We start from the raw sequence: 20117 nt of genomic DNA, 5'->3' as shown, positions 1-20117 counted from the left end.
TTGGTGCGCAGCCTGCATATCCTGTATTTCGCATGGGTGCGTGAAGCCGTCGGGCGGGGCGAGGAGCGGTTGGCGGTGCCCGAGGGCGTGACCAGCATCGATGCGTTGATCGATCATCTGACCACGGTGAGCCCGGGCCATGCCACCGCCTTTGCCGACCGCAGCCGAATCCGAGCCGCGATCGACCAGGCATTCACGCCCATCGACGCGCCGCTCGGCACCGCCCGGGAAGTCGCGTTCTTTCCACCGGTGACGGGCGGATGAAAGTCGAGATTCGCGTGCAGGCCGAACCGATCGATCTGGCCCGTGCGGTCAGCGACATTGGCGATCTGGAGGGAATCGGTGCGGTGGCGAGCTTTACCGGGCTGGTCCGCGCCGATGACGGCGTCACCGCGCTGACGCTGGAACATTATCCGGGCATGACCGAGGCCAGTCTGCAGGATCTGGCAATGGAAGTGGGGGATCGGTGGAGCCTGGCCGGCGTGGTGATCATTCACCGGGTCGGCACGATGCGGCCGGGCGACCGCGTGGTCTGGGTCGCGGCGGCATCCACCCATCGCCATGATGCGTTGCAGGCGTGCGCCTTTCTGATCGACCGATTGAAGACCGATGCGCCGTTCTGGAAACAGGAGGTTGCAGGCGGGATGGCACGATGGGTCGCGCCGCGTGATGGTGACAGGGACGCTGCTGACCGCTGGCGTTCGATATAGAAGCGGCCGACGTCGCATGGACGCCGGCCGCTGTTTTCACCGATCGGTCGGGACTTACTGAGTCGCCGACATGGTATCGGTCGTGGCTGCCGTTTCAGCCGGAGCATCGGCCGACGACGCGGCTTCCGCCGCCTGGGCATCCTGCTTCGGGATCAGCACGCCGTTGACGACGTGAACGACACCATTGGCCTGCTTGACGTCATACTGCGTCACATAGCTCTTGTTGCCGTTCGCATCGGTCAGGATCACGGCATTGTTTTCGAGCGTTGCGGTGATCGGCTGTCCTTCGACGGTCGTCAGCTGGGCGGTGTTGTTGTTCGCCTTCAGCTGTTCGACCAGCTTGGCCGCATCAAACTCGCCCGCAATGACGTGATAGGTCAGCAGGTCCGTCAGCAGCGCCTTGTTCTCGGGCTTCAGCAGGGTGTCGACCGTGCCGGGGGCCAGTCGGCCAAAGGCGTTGTTGGTCGGGGCGAACACGGTGAACGGACCCGGACCCTTCAGCGTTTCAACGAGTCCAGCCGCCTGCACGGCGGATGCCAGCGTGCTCAGTTCGGGCGTGCTGGTGGCCGCATCGACGATGGTGGTCGTCGAGGCAGTTGCCTGAGGCGCGGCGGGAGCCGCAGTGGTCGTCGACTGATCCGTGGCAGGGTCAGTCTGCGTTGCCGGCATTTCCGTCTGGGCGGAGGGGGCGGTCGGCTGCATTTCCTGCGCGTTCAGCGCTGCGGTCGAAAGGGCCAGGGTGCTGGCGGCGGCCAGCTTGGCGGCAAAAGCAAGTTTCAACATCTGAACTCTCCGAATGGTTTGTTCGAAATTCTGGGTGCCGGAACGGCACCACGTAGAATTACGCATCACCGCGTCAATGGTTGCAGTGCGGCAACGACAGTAGGCGGAGCAGCGACCGCCCGTGCCGATCCATCGCTCAGTCGTGCGCGGCGGCAAGCATGTTGGCGAGCAGGCGAAAATCGCGTTCGCGCGGGCTGGCCTTTCGCCAGACAAGGGCGATGCGGCGAACCGCCTTCTCCGCGAGCAAAGGCCGCGAGACAATGCGGGTATGGGCCAGGATGCCAGCATCGATCGCCATTTCCGGCAGCATCGTGACGCCCAGCCCGTTATCGACCATCTGGACGATGGTGTGGAGCGACGTGCCCAGCATCGTGGCCTGCCCCCGCAGTTCCGGATGGCTGCAGGCGGCCAGCGCATGATCCTTCAGGCAATGACCGTCCTCGAGCAGCAGCAGGCGGGTTTCGTCGATGTCGTCGGATACGACCGGACCGGGTGGCGGCGCATGGTCGTCGCCCGGATAGGCGACGAACAGCCGATCGTCGAAGAGGGGCGCAATCTCCACATCGCCGCAGGCATAGGGCAGCGCCAGCAGCACGCAGTCCGTGCGACCATGGTTCAATCCCTCGCACGCGGCAGCGCTGGGTTCCTCGCGCAGATACAGCTTAAGATCGGGATAGTCGGCACGCAGCCGCGGAAGGATGCGGGGCAGCATGAACGGCGCGATCGTCGGGATGACACTCATCCGCATTTCGCCCGACAGCGGCTGACCCGCAGCCCTTGCCATATCCGCCAGTTCGTCCGCTTCGCGCAGCACCAGGCGGGCCTTTGCCACGATCGATTCGCCAAGCGGGGTAAAGCGGACGACGCGGCGGGTCCGCTCGACCAGCACGACGCCGATCAGCGTCTCAAGCTCGCGGATGCCGGCGGACAGGGTCGATTGGGTGACGTAGCAGGTTTCGGCGGCACGGCCGAAATGGCCGGTGTCGCGCAGGGCGACCAGATATTGCAGTTGTTTGAGCGTGGGGAGGTAGGTGGCCGCCATTAATCGCTCCAGACGATGAATGGCTGGAATATAAGTCAGCCCGCCAATGATTAAAGCCCTTCCCGCCGAAGCGGAAAGGGCTTTGTCCTTATCAGGCCGCCTGTGCTGCCGGCGTTTCCGCTGGCAGGCGGATCAGATGGTCGAAAGCAGCAAGACCGGCAGTCGACCCGGCACCGACCGCAACGACGATCTGCTTGTACGGAACCGTCGTGCAGTCCCCGGCCGCGAAGATGCCCGGCTGGCTGGTCGCGCCATGCGCGTCGATCTCGATCTCGCCGCGCGGCGTCAACGCCACCGTATCCTTCAGCCATTCGGTGTTCGGAACCAAGCCGATCTGGACGAAGATTCCTTCCAGTTCGATATCGTGCTCGTCGCCCGAATTGCGGTCCTTGTAGCTGAGGCCGGTGACCTTGTCCGTCCCGTTGACACGCGTCGTCATGGCAGAGGTGATGATCTTGACGTTCGGCAGGCTGGCCAGCTTTCGCTGAAGCACGGCATCGGCGCGCAGTTCGCTGGCATATTCGATCAGGGTCACGTGCGCCACGATCCCGGCGAGATCGATGGCCGCCTCGACACCCGAATTGCCGCCGCCGATCACGGCCACGCGCTTGCCCTTGAACAGCGGACCGTCGCAATGCGGGCAATAGGCCACGCCCTTGTTCCGGAACTCATCTTCACCCGGCACGCCCATCTGGCGCCAGCGGGCACCGGTGGACAGGATGATGGTGCGCGCGGACAGGCGACCGCCATTCGCCAGCACCACCTGATGCAGGCCACCTTCGTGCGTGGCGGGGATCAATTGTTCCGCCAGCTGGAGGTTCATCACGTCGACTTCGTTTTCCCGGACCTGCGCTTCCATCTGCGCCGCCAGCTTCGGCCCCTCGGTATAGGGAACCGAAATGAAGTTTTCGATGCCCATGGTATCGAGCACCTGGCCGCCGAACCGCTCCGCCGCCACGCCGACGCGCAGGCCCTTGCGCGCGGTATAGATGGCCGCAGCCGCACCGGCAGGGCCGCCACCGACGATCAGCACGTCGAACGGATCCTTGGCATTCAGCTTCTCCGCTGCCTTTGCCTCGGCCCCCTTGTCCAGCTTGGCGACGATCTGTTCCAGTTCCATCCGGCCCGAGCCGAAAGGCTGGCCGTTCAGGAACACCATGGGAACCGCCAGCACCTGGCGCGCGTCGACCTCTTCCTTGAACAGCGCGCCGTCAATGGCGACGTGGCTGACATTCGGGTTGAGGACCGCCATCAGGTTCAGCGCCTGCACCACGTCCGGGCAGTTCTGGCAGGACAGCGAGAAATAGGTTTCGAAGTGCAGTTCGCCCTCGAGGCCCTTTACCGCCTCGATCACTTCCTGAGCCGCCTTTGACGGGTGGCCGCCGACCTGCAGCAGGGCAAGGACCAGGCTGGTGAATTCGTGACCCATCGGCAGGCCCGCAAAGCGCACGCCGATATCGGTGCCGGCCCGGCGGATCATGAAGCTGGGCTTACGCTTGTCGTCGTCCTTGCGGACCACGGCGATCTTGCCGGACAGGCCGGCGATGTCGTTCAGCAGCGTCTCCATCTCACGCGACTTCGCGTCGTCGCCCAGGCTGGCGACGAGTTCGATCGGCTCGCGGATGTGGACCAGATAGCCTTCAAGCTGCTGTTTCAGATGCGCGTCGAGCATGGAAACACTCCTGTATCTTTGAAAAACGAACGGCCCGGAGCGATGGGAGGGGGGTATCGCTCCGGGCCGCGTTACGCCCGCCGGGAGGGGAGGGGCGGGCGCTGTTCGGTTGACGCTTAGATTTTGCCGACCAGATCCAGCGACGGAGCCAGGGTCTTTTCACCCTCTTCCCACTTCGCCGGGCAGACTTCGCCGGGATGCGCCGCAACATACTGGGCGGCCTTGATCTTGCGCAGCAGTTCCTGGGCATTGCGGCCCACGCCTTCGCTGGTGATTTCGACCAGCTGGATCACGCCTTCGGGATCGACAACAAAGGTGCCGCGATCGGCCAGGCCGCTGTCGCGCAGAACGTCGAAGTTCTTGGCCAGCACGTGGTTCTGGTCGCCCAGCATGTAATAGGTGATCTTGCTGATCGCCGGCGAGGTTTCATGCCATGCCTTGTGGCTGAAATGCGTATCGGTCGAGACCGAATAGACTTCGACGCCCATCTTCTGCAGGGTCGGATACACGTCGGCCAGATCTTCCAGTTCGGTCGGGCACACGAAGGTGAAGTCGGCCGGATAGAAGAAGAACACTGCCCACTTGCCACGGACGTCGGCGTCGGTGACGTCGATGAACTTGCCTTCCTTGAACGCGGTTGCGGCGAACGGCTTAAGCTGGCTACCGATAAGGGCCATGATGATTCCTCCTGAATTGGTGTTGCAGTGCGGGATATAGGTATGCTGCGCTGCAAAGCAAAACGGAACTCTCGCTTCCAGTAATCGCCCTGGTCGATCAATTGTCCGATTGTGATTGATTGAACCGGTGATCGGGCAGGCATCGCCATCCGGGGCGATACGCTGGTGCAGGGTGGATCAGGTCAGCGCGCGATAGACGCTGAATGCGCTGGTCGCCGTCAACACGACCCCGACCAGACCCAGCAAGATCCGGGCATTGATCCGCTTGACGAGCAACGCACCGACCGGTGCCGCGATCACGCCGCCGAGCAATAGGCCGATCGTCGCCTGGGTAAAGGCTTCGAACCCGATCTGGCTGATGAATGTGATCGAGATGGCGGTGGTCAGGAAAAACTCGGCGCTGTTCACCGTGCCGATGGTGGTGCGCGGATCGCTGCCCTGGATCAACAGGTTGGAGGTGACCACCGGTCCCCAGCCGCCGCCGCCCGCCGCATCCAGAAAGCCGCCGATCAGGCCCAGCGGGGCAATCATTCGCGGCTGCTTGGGCTTTGGGGGGATGCCGAATGCGCGAAAGATCAGGTAGATGCCGATCACGGTCAGATAGGCCATGACGAACGGCCGGGCGCTATCCCCGCTGATCGACAGCAGATACGCACCGATCACGCCGCCGATGACGCCCGGGATTACCAGCCGGGAGAATAGCCGCCAGTCGATGTTGCGGTGAAGGACATGGCTGATCCCCGACGCCGCCGTCGTGAACATCTCGACCAGATGCACGCCCGCCGATGCGCGGGCAGGCGGCACCCCCATCACGCTGACCATCAACGTCGAGGAAATGACGCCGAAGGCCATGCCGAGCGCGCCATCAATGATCTGGGCTGCGAAGCCGATGGCGATGAACGGTAAGATGCCCGTCAGATCGAAACCGAAAAGTTCCACGCCAATCCCTGTCGCCCGCCACCGATTCGTGCGCGCACCATGACGGCTTTTTGATATTCGACAAGATTGATCGGGTTTGATGGGTTAAGGCAGAACTTTCGCCCCACTGGAATTGTGCGCGTCTTGCCCCTAGATAGCGCGCTTGGGAAAAAGGGGACGGCCGATGTTCGGGCGCCTGATACGCTATCTGGATTCGATCAAGGCGCGTGATCCTGCCCCCCGGTCGCGGGCTGAAATCATGCTGTACCCCGGTGTCTGGGCACTGGGGTTTCACCGCGTCGCCCACCGGCTGTTCCGGGCGCGCCTGTTTTTCCTGGCGCGGGCGGTCAATCATCTGTCGCGGTTCCTGACGGCGATCGACATTCATCCGGGCGCGCGGATCGGGCATCACCTGTTCATCGACCATGGCTTCACCGTTATCGGCGAAACCGCCGAGATCGGCGATCAGGTGACCATTTATCAGTGCGTGACGCTTGGCGGTACCAGCCCGGACAATGGCGTGGCCGGCAAGCGGCATCCGACCTTGCTGGACGGCGCGATCGTCGGTTCGGGTGCGCAGGTGCTGGGGCCGATCACCGTCGGGCGGCGTGCGCGCGTGGGGGCCAATGCGGTGGTGACCAAGGATGTGCCGGACGGTGCGACGATGGTGGGCATCCCCGCCAAGCCCGTATTGATGGACGCATCCAGCTATCAACAGGGCCAGGGCTTCATGCCCTATGGCACGCCGTGCCGCGAAACGTTCGATCCGCAGACCCAGAAGCTGGAAATCCTGCGCTGCGAGCTTGAAGCAATGCGCAAGCGGGTCGACGAATTGTTGGCCGAACGTGACGCCGGGGTGATGCGCGACCGCGCCTGATGGGAACAGTCACCCCGTTCCCCGCCATGGTCAGGCCAGGCCAGGTCGGTTTCGACCGGCAGGAACTCGGCCGTATCCTCGACCTGTATGGGCGAATGGTCGCCGCTGGCCATTGGCGCGACTATGCCATCCGACTGGACCGCGAAGTCGCTGTCTTCGCCGCATTTCGACGCACCGCCGAAAACCCGGAAATCCGGGTGGAAAAGCGCCCAAGCCTGCGAAATCGCCAAGGGATGTGGGCGCTGGTCAACGAACAGGGCCTGGTGCTGAAGCGCGGCCACGAACTCGGCCCGGTGCTGGCCCCCGTCGAACGGCGGCTGCTGAAACTGATCGAGGACTAGCTGGCGACACGCCGGACATGGGCCGATAGGCGCTCGATCACCGGTTCAGCTGGCTGAAGATCAGTTGCGCCTGCTGTCCCCCGGACTGGGGAACGAACTCGCCGGACCGGTCGGTAATCGCCGCCCAGTGCGCTGCTACCCCCTCTGGCGACAGGTCGTCTCCGGTCAGGTGCACTCCTTGCGTCAGGGTGACATAGCTTGCCTGAAACACGCCAGCGCCTGCGCCGACGATCGCGTTGGTCGGGGCATCGTCGCTGACCAGATACAGCGCGGCGGGCACCACCGATTCGGGGGCAAAGGCGTGAAACGCGGCCTCGGGAAAGATATCCTCGGTCATCCGCGTGCCGGCGACCGGGGCCAGGGTGTTCACCCGCACATCGTGCTTGGCGCCCTCCAGATACAGCGTCCTGGTCAACCCGGCGAGGCCCAGCTTGGCGGCGCCGTAATTGGCCTGGCCGAAATTGCCGAAAAGCCCCGTCGAACTGGCCGTCATGAGAATCCGGCCATAGCCCTGATCGCGCATCCCGTCCCATACCGCCTTGGTCGCATTGGCCGATCCGATCAGGTGAACGCGGACGACGAATTCGAAATCCTCCGGCGTCATCTTGGCAAAGCTCTTGTCGCGCAGGACGCCGGCATTGTTGATCAGGATATGGACGCCGCCCCAGCGGTCGACGGCACGGGCGACCATCGCCTGCATGTCGGCAAAGCGGGTGACGTCGCCGTCGTCGGCTATTGCCTGACCGCCCAGACCCTCGATTTCAGCGACCACGCGCGATGCCGCATCCGATCGGCCGCTGCCATCCCGCGTGCCGCCCAGGTCGTTGACCACGACCCGCGCACCGCGTCGGGCCAGTTCCAGCGCATAGGCGCGGCCAAGCCCGCCGCCTGCACCGGTAACGATCGCCACGCGTCCATCGAACCGGATCGCCATTTCATCCACCCCTGATCAATCTGGACGGACTGGTGCAGGCTCAACCGGCCAGCGTCAACGGTGGCACGCCGGGACTTCGCTCAGTTCCCCGAATCCAGCGCATATCCGGCGGACCGGACGGTGCGGATGATGTCGGGCCGGTCGCCCTGATTGATCGCCTTGCGCAGCCGGCGGATATGGACGTCGACGGTGCGGCTTTCGATGTCGCTGTCATGGCCCCAGACCGCATCGAGCAGCCGTTCGCGGCTGAACACCCAGCCGGGGTGTTCCAGGAAATGCTTGAGCAGCCGGAACTCGGTGGGGCCGAGCGGCACCACCTCGCCGCCGCGCCGCACCTTGTGGCCCACCGTATCCATTTCGATGTCGGCATAGACCAGTTGTTCGCCCGCCAGCGCCGGGCGGACACGGCGCAGCACCGCACCGACCCGGGCGACCAGTTCGCGCGGGGAAAAGGGCTTGGTGACGTAATCGTCCGCGCCGGTTTCCAGGCCGCGGACGCGGTCTTCTTCCTCGCCGCGCGCGGTCAGCATGATGATCGGCACGTTCGCCGTCTCGCTCATCCGGCGCAGGCGACGGCAGACCTCGATCCCCGACAACCCCTCGACCATCCAGTCGAGCAGCACGATGTCGGGCGATGCCTCCTTGGCCAGCAACAGGGCTTCTTCGCCGTCCGGCGTGTGCTTGACCTCGAAATCCTCGCGCTTGAAATGATAGATCAGCAATTCGGCCAGCGCCGGATCGTCCTCGACCAGCAGCATCGTTGCGCGTGACATGGGTTCAGCTCCCGATGACGGGGACAGGGTCGCCCTGATCCCGGTCGCTCATGTGATGGCCGGTGGCGGTGTAATAGACCATTTCGGCGACATTGGTCGCATGGTCGCCCACCCGTTCCAGATTCTTGGCAATGAACAACAGATGCGCGGCCTGGCCGATGGTCGACGGGTTTTCGACCATGAAGGTAACCAGCGTGCGAAAGATCGAATTGTAGAAATCATCGACCGCATTGTCGCGTTCGCACACCCGCACCGCCGCCTCCGCATCGCGGGCGGCAAAGGCGTTGAGCACGTCGTGCAGCATATCGGTCGCCATCGTCGCCATCGACGGCAGCAGCGACAAGGGGGCCATGTCGTTGCCATCCCGGATCATCGGCACGCGCTTGGCGATGTTCTTGGCATAATCGCCGACCCGTTCCAGCACGCTGGCGATCTTGAGCGCGCTGACCACCTCGCGCAGGTCGTCGGCCATGGGCGCGCGCAGGGCGATCAGCCGCACCGCCAGCCGCTCGATCTCGAACTCCAGGGCATCGATGGCCTTGTCGCCCTCGATGATTTCGGTCGCCGCCTTCAGGTCGTGCCGCTTCAGCGCGACCATCGCCGCGTCGATCGCGCTTTCGGCCATGCCGCCCATCTGGGCGATCAGCCCGCGCAGCTCGCCGATATCCTCGTCGAACGCCTTGACCGTATGTTCGCTCATGCCGCCTGAACCTCCTGCACTCAGCCGTAGCGGCCGGTGATGTAATCCTTGGTCCGCTCCTGGCGGGGATTGGTGAAGATGTCGGAGGTCACGCCATATTCCACCAGATTGCCCAGATGGAAAAACGCCGTGCGCTGCGACACGCGAGCTGCCTGCTGCATGTTGTGCGTCACGATCACGATGGCATAGCGCCCGCGCAGTTCGTGGATCAGCTCCTCGATCTTGGCGGTGGCAATGGGGTCCAGTGCCGAGCACGGCTCGTCCATCAGGATGACCTCGGGATCGACCGCGATGGCGCGGGCGATGCACAGTCGCTGTTGCTGCCCCCCCGACATGGCAGTGCCGCTGTCGTTCAGCCGGTCCTTGACCTCGTCCCACAGGCCGGCCCGGCGCAGCGATTGTTCGACGATGTCGGCAAGGTCGCTCTTGCCCGTCGCCAGCCCGTGGATCTTCGGTCCATAGGCGACATTTTCAAAGATCGATTTCGGAAACGGGTTCGGCTTCTGAAACACCATGCCGACTCGGGCGCGCAGCTGCACCACGTCCATCGATGGCGCATAGATGTCCTGGCCATCCAGCGTGATGTCGCCGGTCACCCGCGCATTGGCCACCGTGTCGTTCATCCGGTTCAGCGTGCGCAGGAAGGTGGACTTACCACAGCCCGACGGGCCGATGAACGCCGTCACATTGTCCATGTCGATGTCGATCGACACGCCCTTGATTGCATGGGTCGTGCCGTAATGGACGTGAACGTCGCGCGCGGCCATCTTGATCGGCGCGGTGGTCGGCGCGGTCGCCGGATTGATCAGGGTGTCGGTCATTACCAGCGGGTCTCGAACCTGTTGCGAAGATAGATGGCGAACGCGTTCATGGCGAGCAGGAACACCAGGAGCACGATGATCGCCGCGCTCGTCTTTTCGATGAAGCCGCGGCTGATCTGATCCGACCACAGAAAGATCTGGACCGGCAGCACGGTGGCGGGATCGGACAGCCCCTCCGGCGGGCTGACGATGAATGCGCGCATTCCGATCATCAACAAGGGGGCCGTTTCGCCCAGCGCGCGGGCCATGCCGATGATGGTACCGGTCATGATGCCGGGCAAGGCGAGCGGGATCACATGGTGGAACACGACCTGCACCCGCGATGCGCCGATGCCGAGCGCTGCGTCGCGGATCGACGGCGGCACCGCCTTGATCGCGTTGCGCCCCGCGATGACGATGACCGGCATGATCATCAGCGCCAGCGTCAACCCGCCGACGATGGGCGCCGAGCGCGGCAGGTTGAAGGTGTTGAGGAACACCGCCAGTCCCAGCAGGCCGAAGATGATTGACGGGACCGCGGCCAGGTTGTTGATCGAAACCTCGATCAGGTCGGTCCAGCGATTCTTGGGTGCATATTCCTCGAGATAGACGGCCGAGAACACGCCGATCGGAAAAGCCAGCGCCAGCGTGACGAGCATCGTCAGGAACGAACCCTTCAGCGCGCCCCAGATGCCGACGGCGCTGGGGTCGGTCGAATCCGATGCGCTGAGGAACTGCCAGTTGAACCCGGAATTGAGCACGCCTTCAGCGTCCAGCCGCTTTGCGATTGCCTCTGCCTCGGGCGTACCATCGCCTTTCACCGCTTCCTCGATCTCGCTGGATACCGGCACGTCGATCCGCGTCGATTTGGCGATCAGCGACGGATCGGCCTTGATCGCGTCGCGCACCGCCAGCCAGCTATATTCCGACACCACCGGCACCGGTGTATCGCCGAATGCCGCAAGTGCGGCCGCCTCGACCGTATCGGCAAGGCCGGCGCTGGCCAGCGCCAGATCGGCGCCGGGCGATGCCAGCTGTTCGGGCGTCACCTCGAGCGCGGCGGATTTCAGGTCGAGCGGCAGCGCGACTTCGGTCCGGTTGAAACCGCCCAGGCCGCTGGACAGCATCGAAATCAAAAGAAAGGCGAGGAAGCCGGCCGAAACCGCCACCGCGCCCAGTCCGAACAGGCGAAACCGCCGTTCGGCGCCATAGCGCTGCTGGATGCGGCGGCGCATGGCATCGGACCGCCAGTCGGTCTGCGCGCGCTCTGGCCGTGCGGGTTTAGTCATATGCTTCCCGATATTTCTTCACCACGCGCAGCGCGACGATGTTGAGCAGGAACGTGACGAGGAACAGGGTCAGGCCAAGCGCGAATGCCGCCAGCGTCTTGGGGCTGTCGAACTCTGCTTCGCCGGTCAGCAGGTCGACGATCTGCTTCGTCACCGTCGTCGCGCTGTCGAACGGGTTCAGCGTGATGTTCGCAGCACCGCTGGCCGCCATCACCACGATCATCGTCTCGCCGATCGCCCGGCTGACGGCCAGCAGCATCCCCGCGACAACGCCGGGCAAGGCAGCGGGCAAAAGAACGCGGCGGATCGTCTCGCTGGTGGTCGCGCCCATCGCCAACGATCCGTCGCGCATCGCGCGCGGAACGGCGGCGATGCTGTCATCGGCCATCGAGGAGACGAACGGGATGATCATGATGCCCATCACCAGCCCCGCAGACAGCGCGCTTTCGCTGCTGGCATAGGTAAAGCCCAAGGAAACCGCCAGGTCACGGATCGCAGGCCCGACGGTCAGTGCGGCGAAATATCCGTAAACCACGGTCGGCACGCCAGCCAGGATTTCGAGCACCGGCTTCATCCACCGGCGCACGCCGGGTGCTGCATATTGGGTCAGATAGATGGCGCTCATCAGGCCGAACGGGATGGCGACGATCATCGCAATCACCGCCCCGATGAAAAAGGTGCCCCAGAACAGCGGTACCGCGCCCAGCGTTTCGCCGGGATCGGCCGCACTGATCACCTGGGGGTTCCAGCGGGTGCCGAACAGGAAATCGGTGATGGGCACGATGGAAAAGAAGCGCGCGCTTTCGAACAGGAGCGACAGGAAGATGCCGAGTGTGGTCAGCGTTGCGATCAGCGACGCGATCAGCAGCACCATCATCACCACGCGTTCGACATGGGTCCGCGCGCGCAGATCGGGGCGGATGCGGGTATAGGCATAGGCGCCGCCGGCAAAGGCGAGCAGCAGCGCGACCGCAGTGCCGATCCAGCCATAGCGATCGGCATAGACGGCATAGACGGGCGCCAGCCGTTCCGATTCGGGATTGAAGGCACCATAGGCGTCGCCATTGGCCAGCGCACGGGCCTCTGCCAGGATCGACTGACGCTCGAATGCCGTGTCCGGCATGCTGGCGGCGGCGGGGTGGGACAGCACTGCGTCCGTCACCAGGGACGGCATGATCGCCGCCCAGATGCCGAGAAAGGCAAGCGCAGGCAGCGCGACCCAGATCGCCACATACCAGCCATGCTGTGCCGGCAGCGAATGGGGCCGACGGCCATCGACCCCCTCGAGCGCCGCGCCGCGGGCACGGGCGACGAGCCAGCCGATCAGCGCCAGGCCGATGACCAGAAAGAACAGGACCACCGGGTTCACTTCAGCGACTCCGCCGACAGCACCGACTGGCGGGCAACGATGGCCGCATTGGCGACTCGGACCTGGGCCGGGGCCGCGATCATGCCCTTGCGCACCAGCGGACCGTCGGGTTCCCATGCGCTGACATAGGTGGAAAGGAACTCCTTCAGGCCCGGCACGGCGCGCAGATGCTGTTTCTTGACATAGATGAACAATGGCCGGGCACCGGGATACCGCGCATTGGCGACGGTTTCATAGGTGGGGACCACCCCCTCGATCGGTACGCCGCGCACCCGCGTCGCATTGGCCTCCAGAAAGCTGAATCCGAAAATGCCGAGCGCATTGGGATCGGTCGAAAGTTTCTGGACGATCAGATTGTCGTTCTCGCCCGAATCGATATACGCACCATCGTCGCGGATACGGACACAGGCATTTTTGAATGCGTCCGGATCATCGCTTTTCTTCAGCGCCTCCAGCGCGGGAAACGCAGCGACGCAGCCCGGCTCCATCATCAGTTCGTTGAACGAATCGCGCGTGCCGCTGGTCGTTGGCGGCCCCAGCACCTTGATCGGGATGCGCGGCAGATCGGGGCTGATGTCCGACCATAGTCGGTGGGGATTGGGGCGTCCGTCAATCGTCGCGGCCAGCGCGGTGTAAAGCTGGGCGCGGGTCAGCGACATGTTCGGACCATTGACCGATTCGGCGATCGCCAGCCCGTCGGCCCCGACCTGAACCTCGATGATGTCGCGCACGCCATTGGCCTGGCACTGTTCGAATTCGCTCTTCTTCACCCGCCGCGATGCATTTTGCAGGTCGGGATGCTGCGATCCGACGCCGGCGCAGAACAGGTTGAACCCCGCCCCGGTGCCCGTCGATTCGATCACCGGCGCCCGGCGACTGGGGTCGGCGTTGACGAACCGTTCTGCGACGGCCGTTGTAAAGGGATAGACGGTGGAAGAACCCACCACCTTGATCTGCTCACGCGCGCTCGGCCCGCCACAGGCGGCGGTCGTCAGCGCGAGAATCGCAACCAGCACCGGCCGGCCGAGCATAGAAATCTCCATCAGCGGTGCGGAATTGGCCCCTGCTCCGGCTCCGCTAGCACCCTACCCGGCTGCCTGTGTTGCAATCCTGTTACGGATTGATGACATCGCCTTCGATCGGCAGCAGGATGGTGACCGTGGTGCCGATGCCGACCTGGCTGGCAATGTCCATCCGGCCGCGATGCCGTTCGACGATATGCTTGACGATGGCCAGGCCCAGCCCGGTGCCGCCCATGGCCCGGCTGCGCCCCGAATCGACGCGGTAGAAGCGCTCGGTCAGCCGGGGCAGATGTTCCGGCGCGACACCCTCGCCCTGATCGCGGACCGACACTTCGACCATCGCCCCGCTCATGCGCAGCGCCGCGGTGACCGGGGTGCCGGGGCGACCATATTTCATCGCATTGCCGACGATGTTGTAGAGCACCTGGCTGAGCTGCGCCTGATCGCCGCGCACCGTCGGCACCGGTTCGATCATCAGCCGGATATCGTCCGCGCGCGGATCCTGGGCCGACCGGATCGACTGGACCACCTCTGCGGCCAGTTCGGCCAGGTCGACCCGGGCATCGGGCTCCCGATATTTTTCCGCCTCGATCCGGCTGAGGCTCATCAGATCGTCGATCAGCCGCTGCATCCGCACCGCCTCGGTATGCATGACCTTCAGGAACCGGGCACGGGTTTCGGGATCGTCGCCGGCCTCGTCGCCCAGCGTCTCGATAAAGCCAAGGATCGACGCCAGCGGCGTGCGCAGTTCGTGGCTGGCATTGGCGACGAAATCGACGCGGACCCGCTCGGTCGCATAGCTGCTGGTCCGGTCGATCAGGTGCACCAGCCGCTGGCCGGTGGCCAGCCGTCGCGTCCTGAGTTCCCAGCGCTGGTCGCGGGTGCCCAGGCCGACAAGATGGATCGGCGCGCCGCCGGCCGGATCGTTGCGCGCCAGCAGGCGTTCCGCAGCGGCCGGGTGCCGGATCGCGATCCGGACGTCCTGACCCAGGATATGCGTCCCCAGAAGCGCGCGGGCGGCCCCATTGGCCTGCATGACCCGGTTGTCGGCGATCAGCAGGATGGGCTCCGCGATCGCCTCGATCAGGTCGCCGACGCGGGGCAGGTCGGGCGCCGACCTGCCGGCTTCGATTTCGGCCCGGCGGGACGGCCGGTCGCCCATGCCGTGCGCGATCAGTGCAGCGGCGATCCCGGACACGATGGTGATGACCAGGATGTTGATGTCGGCACCCAGCGCCGCCACCCCCAGGGCACCGGCCAGCACGAGCAGGACCGCGACGGCAAGGCGGGAGGCGAGGGTGATCGGCATCGTCGTCGCCCCTATCGGCGCAATCGGCAGGCCGCAATGCCCCGCAACAGGACAATCGGCGACGCAATTGTGGGCGGTTTACCCTCTTTTACCATTGCGCAACGCATCGGGGCGCAGGACAAGCGGGCGATGGACACGCCCGACCAGCCGGAAACTGCGCCGCCCGCAACCCAGCAGGCGAGCGGCCCCGCCAATGCGGGACGCCGCGCATTGATGCTGGGTGCGGCCGGCGCATCGGTGGTGGTATCGATCCGCCCGGCGCTGGCGCAGACGACCGCATCCATTTCCACCTGTGAAATCCCGGTGCCCGATCCGGGCCGGGCCGGCCAGTATATCGCAGCGGACGGCAAGGTGGTTCCGCCCGGCACCGATGGTGCGTTCGCGCCGCCCGGCCGCGCGTTCAAGGGTGAGGAGGTCAAGCGCGCTCTGGCGGGCAACACCCTGCCCGGCACCAGCTATGAGCAGAGCCGCGCCTATACCAACTATATCCGGCGGCTTCAGCAGGGGACCAGCGGCTTTACCTGCTTCGCCTCGCTTCAGATGCCCCGGGGCTGAGCGCTTAATTTCCCCCTAACCGCTTTGCCGTTAGGACGGGGGCGTGACCCGTTATCGCGCCGCCCCTTCCCAGACGCTGCTGATCGAGCCGCTGGACGCGCTGACCGCAATCCATGACCGGCGTTCCGGCCAGACGCATCTGGTGGCGCCGCCGGTGCCGGAATTGCTGGCCGCGCTGGAGGACGGTCCGCTGGATATCGACGCGCTGTTCGCCCGGCTGTCCGATCGGTTCGATCTGGTCGACGGCGATGCCGACGCCCTGGCGGAACGCTTGGAGGAACTGGTGACGACCGGACTGGTCGAGCTGCTGTGAGACACGTGTTTCAGGTGCGCGTGGGGCCGGTGGGCTTTCGCATCGGTTCCGACTGGCGGCTGCCCGTGGCCCAGCTGGCCGAATGTTACCGCGATTATCCAAAACCGGCGGACGGCATCCCGGATTTCACCGTCCGGCTGTTCGCGGCGCGGCCGTGGCGACGGGTGATCCGCCCGTCAGTGATGATCGGCGGCGATTACACCATCCCCGATGCCGCGCCGTTGCCGCTGTCGCTGGGCCTGCTGGCCGCCGAAATGGGCATGAACCTTCAGATGGCGCTGGCGCAGCGCCGCTACCTGTTGCTCCATGCGTCCACCGTCGAACGGGACGGGCGCTGCGTGCTGATGACCGGGGTGTCGGGGTCGGGCAAATCCACGCTGTCGGCGCTCTTGATGGCGCGGGGTTGGCGGCTGATGGGCGACGAATTTGCGCTGGTCGATCCAGAAACCGGGCTGATCCATGCCTTTCCCCGGCTGATCAGCCTGAAGAACCAGTCGGTGGCGGTGATGCAGGCGGCGCTGCCGGGCGGCCGGTTCGGCCCGCCGCAGCCGGACACGCCAAAGGGGGATATCCGCCACCTGATCCCCGATGCCGCCGCCATTGCCGCGATGGACGTGACGGCGCGACCCGCGCTGATCCTGTTCCCCAGCTATGGCCATGCCGCCGACGAACGGCCGGTCGAGCCGAGCGAGGTGTTCGTCCGGCTGACCCAGGCATCGACCAATTATGTCGCGCTGGGCGAGCGGGGCTTCACCGCGCTGACACGACTGGTGCAGACCGTGCCCGCGCGGGCCATCGACTATCCCGATACCGACAGCGCGGTGGCGATGGTCGAGCGGTTGTTCGGGGACGCGGCGTGAGCGCCCGGCTGCTCATCGCCGCCTTGCGCGATCCCGCGAGCACGGCTGCGCTGGACGCGGCAGGCTGGACCAGCCTGATCGCGGCGGCGCGGGCGGAGCAGATCGTCGGCACGCTGGCGCACCGGCTGAACGGGCTGCCCATGCCCGATGCCGCCGCACGCATCCTGACCGATGCCCGGGCCTCGGCCGAACAGGGGCGGACGGCCGCCATTTGGGAGGCGGAAATGGCGCGGCGCGTGCTGGCCTCGCTGGGTGTGCCGGTCGTGCTCTTGAAAGGGACGGCGTTCGTGGCTGCCGGGCTGTCGGCGGGGGTAGGGCGATCCATCGGCGATCTCGATATCCTGGTGCCGCGCGATGCGCTGGATGCGGTCGAGGCCGCGCTGCTGGGACCGGGCGGCTGGGAATGGGTGAAGCCCGACCCTTATGACGATGCCTATTATCGCCGCTGGATGCACGAGCTGCCGCCGATGATCCACCGCGAGCGGGACCGGATGATCGACGTGCACCACACCATCCTGCCGCTCACCGCGCGGGTGCGGCCCGATGCAGCGGCGCTGATCGCTGGCCGTGTCGAGCTGGGCGGGGGGCTGTCGGTGCTGAGCCATGCCGACATGCTGTGTCATGCAGCCGCGCATCTGATCGCCGACGGCGACATGGCGGGGGGGCTGCGCAACCTGTGGGACATTCATTGCCTGCTGGCCGAGGGCGGGCATGAGGGACTGGTCGAGCGGGCGGGGCTGCACGGACTGACCGGGGCAATGGCGCGTGCCTGTCGCTTGTCCGCGCAGTTGTTCGGCAGCGACATTCCGGCCGAATGGCGGGGCAAGCGGGCAAGCGACAGTCTGTTCCTTCGCCGCCTGACCGGGCGCGACGGCTGGGGACGACAGCGGCACAAGGCGACGGAATTCGCCTTTTACCTGCGCGGGCATTGGCTGCGGATGCCACCCGCGATGCTGGCACAGCATTTGTGGACTAAATGGCGAAAGGGTTATCGCCCCGCCTGACCGGCGAGATCAGCCAGTGCGGCGGGCAGGTCGGCAAAGGCTGCGATCACCGCGTCCGCCCCCAGATCGGCGGCGGGTATTGTCGAAAATCCGAAATCGACCGCGATTACCGGAAGGCCAGCCCCGCGCGCCGCGCCGACATCGAAATGCGAATCGCCGACGAACGCCGCCTGGCCGCCGCCCAGTCGCTCGGTCATCGCCAGGACGGGTGCCGGATCGGGCTTGGCGCGGCCTGGGCCCAGCGTGTCGCCGCCGATGACCAGGCTGAAATGTCGAGCCAGGCCCAGCTGGTCGAGCAGCGCCACGGCCAACGCCTCCGGCTTGTTGGTCACCACCGCCAGCCGCGCACCGTCGGCCGCCAGCCGGGTAAGCACGGCCTCGACGCCGGGATAAACGCGGGTGTGGACAGACAGATGCGCGCCGTAATGCGCCAGCATCGCGGCGCGCAGGGCCGGGAAATCCACGCCTTCCGCCCCGCCGGTCGCCGCCAGCGCCTGTTCCAGCAGGCGAGTGACCCCGCCGCCGATCATCCGCGTCACCGCATCCAGCGCGAGCGGCGCGCGCCCGATCCCGTTCAGGGCAGCGTTTACCCCGGCAGCGATATCCGCCCGGCTATCGACCAGCGTGCCGTCGAGATCGAAGCCGATGATCGAAAAGGGCTGATTCATGCCTGCGCAATGGCCGTCGCCTATGGCCATGGCAAGCCCGGCATGGCAGGGACGCGGGGCCGAGACCGGGAGGCCGCATGACCCAATCCATCGCCGCGATCATCCTTGCCGCGGGCAAGGGCACCCGCATGAAATCCGATCTGCACAAGGTGCTGCATCCCGTCGCCGGGCGGCCGATGCTGCTGCATCTGCTGGCCAGCATCGATGAACTGGCGCCGGAACGCCGGGTCGTGGTGGTGGGCGCGGGCCGGGAACAGGTGGAAGCGGCGGTGGCGCCGCTCGGCGTGGCGACTGCGGTGCAGGCGGAACAGCTGGGCACCGGCCATGCGGTTGCGCAGGCAGAGGCGGCGCTGGCGGGTTTCAACGGGACCGTCCTGATCCTCTATGGCGATGTGCCGCTGGTGACGTCGGCGACGATGCGGCGGATGGTCGAGCGGCTGGGCGCGCCCGATGCGCCGGCCTGTGTCGTGCTGGGCTTTCGCCCCGCCGACCCCGCAGCCTATGGCCGGATCCTGAGCCAGGGCGACCGGATCGACCGCATGGTCGAATACAAGGATGCCAGTGAAGCGGAACGCGCGGTCACCCTGTGCAATTCGGGCCTGATGGCGGTGCGGTCGGCGGACCTGTTCGCGCTGCTGGCGCGGGTCGGCAACGACAATGCGGCGGGCGAATATTATCTGCCCGATATCGTCATGCTCGCCGCCGCCGACGGCCGGGCGAGCGCGGTAATCGAGACCGACGAGGCCGAAGTGGCCGGCATCAACAGCCGCGCCGAACTCGCCGGGGTGGAATTGGCCTGGCAGCAGCGCCGCCGGGCGCAGGCGATGGCGGACGGGGCCACGCTGATCGCGCCGGAGACGGTGTGGTTCGCGCACGATACCGTGCTCGGCCGCGACGTGACCGTGGAACCGAACGTGGTGTTCGGCACGGGCGTGACGGTGCATGACGGCGTGACCATCCATGCCTTCAGCCACCTGGAGGGTGCGGTGCTTGAGGCTGGCGCGGTGATCGGTCCCTATGCCCGGCTGCGCCCCGGAACGGTGCTGCGCGAAGGGGCAAAGGTCGGCAATTTCGTCGAGCTGAAGGCGGCCGAGCTGGGAGCGGGGGCCAAGGTCAATCACCTGAGCTATGTCGGCGATGCCAGCGTAGGGGCAGGGGCCAATATCGGGGCGGGCACCATCACCTGCAATTATGACGGCTATTTCAAGCACAGGACCGTCATCGGTCCGCGCGCCTTCATCGGATCGAACAGCGCGCTGATCGCACCGGTCAGCATCGGTGCCGACGCCATCGTTGCCGCGGGTAGTGCGGTCAGCCGCGATGTGGCGGACGGCGAACTGCGCATCGTCCGCGCCGAACAGCTGGTGAAGCCCGGTTGGGCCGACCGGTTCCACGATGCGATGAAGCGGAAAAAAGCGGAAAAAGCCAAATCCGGCTGAATTGCGAACTTGCGCACGGTAAACCGGATGCCAAGGATTGCGTGGCATTCGACGGTTGAGCG

23 protein-coding genes are annotated in these 20117 nt (G+C 65.6%); 9 read left to right on the top strand and 14 right to left on the bottom strand.

The features are described from left to right. Positions 1 to 3: 3 nt before the first annotated feature. Positions 4 to 264, top strand: a complete 261-nt coding sequence (gene moaD, locus ACPVPU_RS00195) for a molybdopterin converting factor subunit 1 (protein WP_448660555.1) — start codon at positions 4 to 6, stop codon at positions 262 to 264. Further along, positions 261 to 710: a molybdenum cofactor biosynthesis protein MoaE gene (locus ACPVPU_RS00190; protein ID WP_448658889.1), complete on the top strand. Its 450-nt coding sequence runs from the start codon at positions 261 to 263 to the stop codon at positions 708 to 710. Before moaD ends, ACPVPU_RS00190 begins: the two co-directional genes overlap by 4 nt. 54 nt (positions 711 to 764) lie before the next feature. Here ACPVPU_RS00190 and ACPVPU_RS00185 read toward each other — a convergent pair whose 3' ends face one another. From ACPVPU_RS00185 to ACPVPU_RS00165, 5 genes are all read right to left on the bottom strand, one after another. Next, the gene (locus ACPVPU_RS00185; protein WP_448658888.1) at positions 765 to 1493 is read right to left on the bottom strand and encodes a fasciclin domain-containing protein; all 729 of its coding nucleotides are present in this window, start codon (positions 1491 to 1493) and stop codon (positions 765 to 767) included. Positions 1494 to 1629: 136 nt separating this feature from the next. Continuing rightward, entirely contained in the window at positions 1630 to 2535 is a 906-nt protein-coding gene (locus tag ACPVPU_RS00180) for a hydrogen peroxide-inducible genes activator (RefSeq protein ID WP_448658887.1), read from the bottom strand. Between the two features lie 91 nt (positions 2536 to 2626). After that, positions 2627 to 4207, bottom strand: coding sequence for an alkyl hydroperoxide reductase subunit F (gene ahpF / locus ACPVPU_RS00175; protein WP_448658886.1), 1581 nt, complete (start codon positions 4205 to 4207; stop codon positions 2627 to 2629). Between the two features lie 116 nt (positions 4208 to 4323). Then, complete coding sequence (gene ahpC / locus ACPVPU_RS00170; protein ID WP_448658885.1) at positions 4324 to 4884, bottom strand: alkyl hydroperoxide reductase subunit C; 561 nt, start codon at positions 4882 to 4884, stop codon at positions 4324 to 4326. A 177-nt stretch (positions 4885 to 5061) separates the two neighbouring features. After that, the gene (locus ACPVPU_RS00165; RefSeq protein WP_448658884.1) at positions 5062 to 5823 is read right to left on the bottom strand and encodes a sulfite exporter TauE/SafE family protein; all 762 of its coding nucleotides are present in this window, start codon (positions 5821 to 5823) and stop codon (positions 5062 to 5064) included. A gap of 163 nt (positions 5824 to 5986) precedes the next feature. On the opposite strand from ACPVPU_RS00165, the gene epsC reads away from it, so the two are divergent. Together epsC and ACPVPU_RS00155 are read left to right on the top strand one after the other, a co-directional pair. Beyond that, a complete protein-coding gene (epsC, locus tag ACPVPU_RS00160) occupies positions 5987 to 6679 on the top strand; it encodes a serine O-acetyltransferase EpsC (RefSeq protein WP_448658883.1) in 693 nt (230 codons plus the stop codon). Next, positions 6679 to 7020 carry a DUF2794 domain-containing protein gene (locus ACPVPU_RS00155; RefSeq protein WP_448658882.1) on the top strand — a complete coding sequence of 114 codons (342 nt, stop codon included), beginning with the start codon at positions 6679 to 6681 and terminating at the stop codon, positions 7018 to 7020. Before epsC ends, ACPVPU_RS00155 begins: the two co-directional genes overlap by 1 nt. Positions 7021 to 7057: 37 nt before the next feature. On the opposite strand, the gene ACPVPU_RS00150 is transcribed toward ACPVPU_RS00155, so the two are convergent. The 8 genes from ACPVPU_RS00150 to ACPVPU_RS00115 form a co-directional block, all read right to left on the bottom strand. After that, a complete protein-coding gene (locus ACPVPU_RS00150) occupies positions 7058 to 7954 on the bottom strand; it encodes an SDR family NAD(P)-dependent oxidoreductase (protein WP_448658881.1) in 897 nt (298 codons plus the stop codon). An 80-nt stretch (positions 7955 to 8034) separates the two neighbouring features. Then, positions 8035 to 8727: a phosphate regulon transcriptional regulator PhoB gene (phoB, locus tag ACPVPU_RS00145; protein ID WP_260021367.1), complete on the bottom strand. Its 693-nt coding sequence runs from the start codon at positions 8725 to 8727 to the stop codon at positions 8035 to 8037. A gap of 4 nt (positions 8728 to 8731) precedes the next feature. Further along, the gene (phoU, locus tag ACPVPU_RS00140) at positions 8732 to 9427 is read right to left on the bottom strand and encodes a phosphate signaling complex protein PhoU (protein WP_448658880.1); all 696 of its coding nucleotides are present in this window, start codon (positions 9425 to 9427) and stop codon (positions 8732 to 8734) included. A gap of 20 nt (positions 9428 to 9447) precedes the next feature. Further along, positions 9448 to 10248 carry a phosphate ABC transporter ATP-binding protein PstB gene (pstB, locus tag ACPVPU_RS00135; protein WP_448658879.1) on the bottom strand — a complete coding sequence of 267 codons (801 nt, stop codon included), beginning with the start codon at positions 10246 to 10248 and terminating at the stop codon, positions 9448 to 9450. Further along, entirely contained in the window at positions 10248 to 11516 is a 1269-nt protein-coding gene (gene pstA / locus ACPVPU_RS00130) for a phosphate ABC transporter permease PstA (RefSeq protein WP_448658878.1), read from the bottom strand. Before pstA ends, pstB begins: the two co-directional genes overlap by 1 nt. After that, positions 11509 to 12885 carry a phosphate ABC transporter permease subunit PstC gene (gene pstC / locus ACPVPU_RS00125; RefSeq protein ID WP_448658877.1) on the bottom strand — a complete coding sequence of 459 codons (1377 nt, stop codon included), beginning with the start codon at positions 12883 to 12885 and terminating at the stop codon, positions 11509 to 11511. The genes pstA and pstC overlap by 8 nt, the downstream gene beginning before the upstream one ends. After that, a complete protein-coding gene (locus tag ACPVPU_RS00120; protein ID WP_448658876.1) occupies positions 12882 to 13928 on the bottom strand; it encodes a substrate-binding domain-containing protein in 1047 nt (348 codons plus the stop codon). The genes pstC and ACPVPU_RS00120 overlap by 4 nt, the downstream gene beginning before the upstream one ends. A 70-nt stretch (positions 13929 to 13998) precedes the next feature. Continuing rightward, positions 13999 to 15216 carry an ATP-binding protein gene (locus tag ACPVPU_RS00115; protein ID WP_448658874.1) on the bottom strand — a complete coding sequence of 406 codons (1218 nt, stop codon included), beginning with the start codon at positions 15214 to 15216 and terminating at the stop codon, positions 13999 to 14001. A 129-nt stretch (positions 15217 to 15345) separates the two neighbouring features. On the opposite strand from ACPVPU_RS00115, the gene ACPVPU_RS00110 reads away from it, so the two are divergent. From ACPVPU_RS00110 to ACPVPU_RS00095, 4 genes are read left to right on the top strand one after another with little or no spacing between them, the layout of a single operon-like run. Further along, the gene (locus ACPVPU_RS00110; protein WP_448660554.1) at positions 15346 to 15771 is read left to right on the top strand and encodes a hypothetical protein; all 426 of its coding nucleotides are present in this window, start codon (positions 15346 to 15348) and stop codon (positions 15769 to 15771) included. A 43-nt stretch (positions 15772 to 15814) separates the two neighbouring features. Further along, positions 15815 to 16084: an HPr-rel-A system PqqD family peptide chaperone gene (locus tag ACPVPU_RS00105; protein ID WP_448658873.1), complete on the top strand. Its 270-nt coding sequence runs from the start codon at positions 15815 to 15817 to the stop codon at positions 16082 to 16084. After that, positions 16081 to 16944 carry an HprK-related kinase A gene (locus tag ACPVPU_RS00100; RefSeq protein WP_448658872.1) on the top strand — a complete coding sequence of 288 codons (864 nt, stop codon included), beginning with the start codon at positions 16081 to 16083 and terminating at the stop codon, positions 16942 to 16944. The genes ACPVPU_RS00105 and ACPVPU_RS00100 overlap by 4 nt, the downstream gene beginning before the upstream one ends. Beyond that, the gene (locus tag ACPVPU_RS00095; protein ID WP_448658871.1) at positions 16941 to 17948 is read left to right on the top strand and encodes a nucleotidyltransferase domain-containing protein; all 1008 of its coding nucleotides are present in this window, start codon (positions 16941 to 16943) and stop codon (positions 17946 to 17948) included. Before ACPVPU_RS00100 ends, ACPVPU_RS00095 begins: the two co-directional genes overlap by 4 nt. Here ACPVPU_RS00095 and gph read toward each other — a convergent pair. After that, the gene (gph, locus tag ACPVPU_RS00090; protein WP_448658870.1) at positions 17933 to 18616 is read right to left on the bottom strand and encodes a phosphoglycolate phosphatase; all 684 of its coding nucleotides are present in this window, start codon (positions 18614 to 18616) and stop codon (positions 17933 to 17935) included. The genes ACPVPU_RS00095 and gph overlap by 16 nt on opposite strands. Positions 18617 to 18693: 77 nt before the next feature. Here gph and glmU point away from each other — a divergent pair, with 77 nt between their 5' ends. Further along, positions 18694 to 20055 (top strand): bifunctional UDP-N-acetylglucosamine diphosphorylase/glucosamine-1-phosphate N-acetyltransferase GlmU, encoded by a 1362-nt coding sequence (gene glmU / locus ACPVPU_RS00085; protein WP_448658869.1) that lies wholly within the window; start codon positions 18694 to 18696, stop codon positions 20053 to 20055. The last annotated feature ends 62 nt before the right edge of the window (positions 20056 to 20117 follow it).

The sequence above is a fragment of the Sphingomonas paludis genome (assembly GCF_053502515.1).
This window is presented reverse-complemented; position numbering and strand designations above follow the sequence as displayed.

Bases quoted from the DNA above. Each gene is read 5' to 3' on its own strand.
- ahpF (WP_448658886.1), bottom strand. From the start codon at position 4,207: ATGCTCGACGCGCATCTGAAACAGCAGCTTGAAGGCTATCTGGTCCAC.
- ACPVPU_RS00115 (WP_448658874.1), bottom strand. From the start codon at position 15,216: ATGCCGATCACCCTCGCCTCCCGCCTTGCCGTCGCGGTCCTGCTCGTG.
- ACPVPU_RS00150 (WP_448658881.1), bottom strand. From the start codon at position 7,954: ATGGCGATCCGGTTCGATGGACGCGTGGCGATCGTTACCGGTGCAGGC.
- pstA (WP_448658878.1), bottom strand. From the start codon at position 11,516: ATGACTAAACCCGCACGGCCAGAGCGCGCGCAGACCGACTGGCGGTCC.
- phoU (WP_448658880.1), bottom strand. From the start codon at position 9,427: ATGAGCGAACATACGGTCAAGGCGTTCGACGAGGATATCGGCGAGCTG.
- ahpC (WP_448658885.1), bottom strand. From the start codon at position 4,884: ATGGCCCTTATCGGTAGCCAGCTTAAGCCGTTCGCCGCAACCGCGTTC.
- gph (WP_448658870.1), bottom strand. From the start codon at position 18,616: ATGAATCAGCCCTTTTCGATCATCGGCTTCGATCTCGACGGCACGCTG.
- glmU (WP_448658869.1), top strand. From the start codon at position 18,694: ATGACCCAATCCATCGCCGCGATCATCCTTGCCGCGGGCAAGGGCACC.
- pstB (WP_448658879.1), bottom strand. From the start codon at position 10,248: ATGACCGACACCCTGATCAATCCGGCGACCGCGCCGACCACCGCGCCG.
- ACPVPU_RS00185 (WP_448658888.1), bottom strand. From the start codon at position 1,493: ATGTTGAAACTTGCTTTTGCCGCCAAGCTGGCCGCCGCCAGCACCCTG.
- ACPVPU_RS00120 (WP_448658876.1), bottom strand. From the start codon at position 13,928: ATGGAGATTTCTATGCTCGGCCGGCCGGTGCTGGTTGCGATTCTCGCG.
- epsC (WP_448658883.1), top strand. From the start codon at position 5,987: ATGTTCGGGCGCCTGATACGCTATCTGGATTCGATCAAGGCGCGTGAT.
- phoB (WP_260021367.1), bottom strand. From the start codon at position 8,727: ATGTCACGCGCAACGATGCTGCTGGTCGAGGACGATCCGGCGCTGGCC.
- ACPVPU_RS00190 (WP_448658889.1), top strand. From the start codon at position 261: ATGAAAGTCGAGATTCGCGTGCAGGCCGAACCGATCGATCTGGCCCGT.
- ACPVPU_RS00180 (WP_448658887.1), bottom strand. From the start codon at position 2,535: ATGGCGGCCACCTACCTCCCCACGCTCAAACAACTGCAATATCTGGTC.
- ACPVPU_RS00110 (WP_448660554.1), top strand. From the start codon at position 15,346: ATGGACACGCCCGACCAGCCGGAAACTGCGCCGCCCGCAACCCAGCAG.
- ACPVPU_RS00155 (WP_448658882.1), top strand. From the start codon at position 6,679: ATGGGAACAGTCACCCCGTTCCCCGCCATGGTCAGGCCAGGCCAGGTC.